This is a genomic window from Nostocoides australiense Ben110, assembly GCF_001050535.1.
Classification (GTDB): domain Bacteria; phylum Actinomycetota; class Actinomycetes; order Actinomycetales; family Dermatophilaceae; genus Nostocoides_A; species Nostocoides_A australiense.
On the sequence record NZ_HG764815.1, the window covers coordinates 3,751,686 to 3,754,684 of the forward strand.

The 2,999-nt window shown below is 70.4% G+C and carries 2 protein-coding genes; both read right to left on the reverse strand.

The features are described from left to right. The coding region (locus BN11_RS18440) for a tyrosine-type recombinase/integrase (protein WP_053084181.1) at positions 1 to 1,867 on the reverse strand (1,867 nt) is incomplete at its 3' end. Next, entirely contained in the window at positions 1,864 to 2,856 is a 993-nt protein-coding gene (locus tag BN11_RS18445; RefSeq protein ID WP_235435540.1) for a tyrosine-type recombinase/integrase, read from the reverse strand. The genes BN11_RS18445 and BN11_RS18440, both read right to left, overlap by 4 nt. Positions 2,857 to 2,999: the final 143 nt, after the last annotated feature.

A 2,999-nucleotide genomic window follows, 5' to 3' on the forward strand; every position in this document is an offset into this window, starting at 1 on the left:
CGGGGGCGTCATCGAGGCGTTGGAGGAGCGCGTCGTAGATGTCTCGGCGGCCGGTTTGGCCCTTGAGGTCGGCGTCGTCGCGTTGCGCTTGGAGGGTGGGGCGGTGCTCGATGGTGGTGAAGAACATGGTGCAGGACTCGCAGATCGTCTCGTAGCGGCAGTCGAGCTCGATGGGACGGGCGCAGTAGCCGTTGCCGAGCAGCCGCTTGGTGGCCTCGGCGCGCAGGGCCCGCATCGCGGGGCCGGCGGCGTCGGGGGGCAGCACGGCTGGCTGGCTTGCCGCGTACAGGGACTCGACCTTGCTGGTGACGGCGAAATACTCGTCGGCGACGGTGCGGTCGGCGATCCGGGCGTACACCATGGTCATCGACAGGTCGCGGTGGCCGAGCAGCGCGGCGATGGCCTCCAGGCTCATGCCGCGGTTGATCGCCTGGGTGGCCAGTGTGTGGCGCAGCTGGTGCGGGTGGACGTGCCCGATCCCGGCGGCGGTGGCGGCCTTGTGTACGGCTTTGTCGACCCGGGTGGGAGGGATCGGGCGGCCGCGTTCGGTCAGCAGCAGGTCGGTGGCCTGCCAGTCGGGACGGCCGGCGATCCATGCGTCGAGCAGGTCCTTCAGCTGGGGGTGGAGCGGGATGTACCGGTCGGTGTGCAGTTTCCCGACCGGAGTGCGTAGCCAGTAACCGGTGCCGATCTGAACGATCGCGTCGACGGTGAGGCCGAGCAGCTCGCCGCGGCGCATCCCGGTCCGTGCGAGGGTGGTGACCATGAGCCGGTCCAGCGGGTCGGGCAGGTTCCTGGTGGCGGTCATGAACGCGGCCGCTTGGGCGTCGTCGAGGAACCGTGGCAGCGGCTCGTCGAGGCGGGGCCGGTCGCTGCGGTACACCGGCACCCGGGCGGGCACGTCGTCGTAGTCCCATTCGAGGATCCGGGTGAAGAAGGTGTGCAGGTGTCCCATCCGCATGCCGAGGGTCGTCTTGGACAGCGGCTTGCCGCGGTAACCGGGACGGTCGGCCAGCTGCTGCTTGTACGCTTCGACATGCCCGCGACCGATGTCTGCTACCCGGGTGACGGGCGGGTCCGCGGTGATCAGGGACGCGCTGAACTGGCGCAGCGTGGTGTCGAACAGGGCCACCGAGGAGGGCCGAAGGGATATGGCGCACTGGCGCAAGTAGCGGCGCATCGTCGCGACCATGACTGGCGCGGCCTGCGCGAGCTGGTCCCAGACGACCTCGTGCACCGGGCGGCCGGTCCAGCGGCGGCGGATGTCGGGGGCGGGCGCCTGTCCGCGGTGGAACATCACGGCGTCGAGCCCGAACAGCGGTGTCGAGAGCGTCTTGGGTCGGTAACCGCGCGAGGCGATGACGGCGTCATGCACGGCGGTCCTCGCCTCGTGGTACTCCTGCGGGCCGAGCTGGTCCGGACTGGTTCCCGTGACGATGCAGATCTTCGCCAACCACGACCACATCCGCTCGATTTCTTTGGCACAGAACCCGAGTGATGCAGCCTGCGCATGGAACCGGTCGGCCTGCCCGGGGTACGCGTCGCGCAGGTACTTGCCCCACCGGCAGCCGGACGCCACGGCGAACTCGACGTCAACCGGGAAGGCGCAGGCGATCACCGTGTGCCCGACGAACGAGGCGACCTCGGTGCGGACCTGCCTCCGCTCGGCAACCGATGCCGTGCGCCAACCGGCCAGGTCACCGTAGCGGCGCTGGAACCCGCTTACCCCGGCTCCCCGGATCCGCCGCGCTGTCGGCGTCGCCCCGAGGCTGACGTACCGGTTCGCTACCGTCGCCAGCGACAACGGCACCGGCTCGGGCGTGTGCTCGACAGTGGCGGGGCCGGCAAGGTGGGCGGCTGTGCTCACGGTTCCTCCCCATCCCAGTCATCGAGAATGGCCATCGCCTTGTGGTACTCACCGGCGAGCCAGTCGTTGGACAGGTGAAGATAGATCCGGGTCGTTTCGATCGAGGCGTGCCCGGCCTGCGCCTGGATCGCCTCGAGCGCCATCCCGGCCTCCCGCAGTCGGGTGAAGCAGGTGTGCCGCAGCTCGTGGCAGGACGCGTGCGTGAGCCCAGCACGGCCGCGCGCACCGGTGAGGATCTCGTCGAGGCCGGCCGCGGTCAACGGCCGGCCTCGGTTCGGGCCCTTGAGCACGACGAACACGTGATCGTCCGCGCTCTCCTTCGGACGCTCGACGGCGAGGTAGGCGGCGAGGGCGGTGAAGAAGACGTTGGCGACCGGGACGAGGCGCTGGTGGCCGCCCTTACCATCCGTCACGAACACGCGCCGGTCCCCGACGTGCACGTGCGACAGCCGCAGCCCGAGCACCTCGCAGCGGCGCAGCCCGCCGTGCAGCATCAACGCGACCATTGCCCGGTCCCGGTCGGTGCGCAGCGCGCCGGTCAATGCGGTCACCTCGCCCGGAGACAGCACCCGCGGCAGCTTGCGCGGGGTCCGGACCAGTGGCGCCCCGCGCCGTGCCCCCTGCCCCGTACCGGAGCAGCGGGCGTGCCTGGCGCCGAGGCTGCGCGGCACGGGGTTGCGGTCACAGAAGCCTCGGAGGAACAGGTAGTCGAACAGCGCGGAGAGGGTCGCCAGCCGCCGCTTGATCGTCGAGGCGGCCAGCCCCACCTCGCCGTCGGCCAGGCGCACCACGTTGCCACCGCGGCGCGGGGCCCGCTGGGCCTCGATGAAGGCGAGCACGTCCGTCACGCTCACCTGCTGCGGCGGCTTCTTCACGACCGCGAAGAACACCTTCAGGTCGAACGCCTGCGCGATGAGCGTGTTGGGCCGCACCCTAGCGGCGGTGAACCGTAGGTACTCATCCAGCAGCGGATCACCCAGGCTTGGCACGCTTCCCGCCGAGCGCACCAAGCACGGCATGAACGACCCGATCCCAGACGTCCGAACCTCCTCGACGGATGCCTCACCATCAGCCTCCACCCACCCCCGCCGGAAGCCCGGAACCGACGCGCCGATCACCTGCATATCAAGCC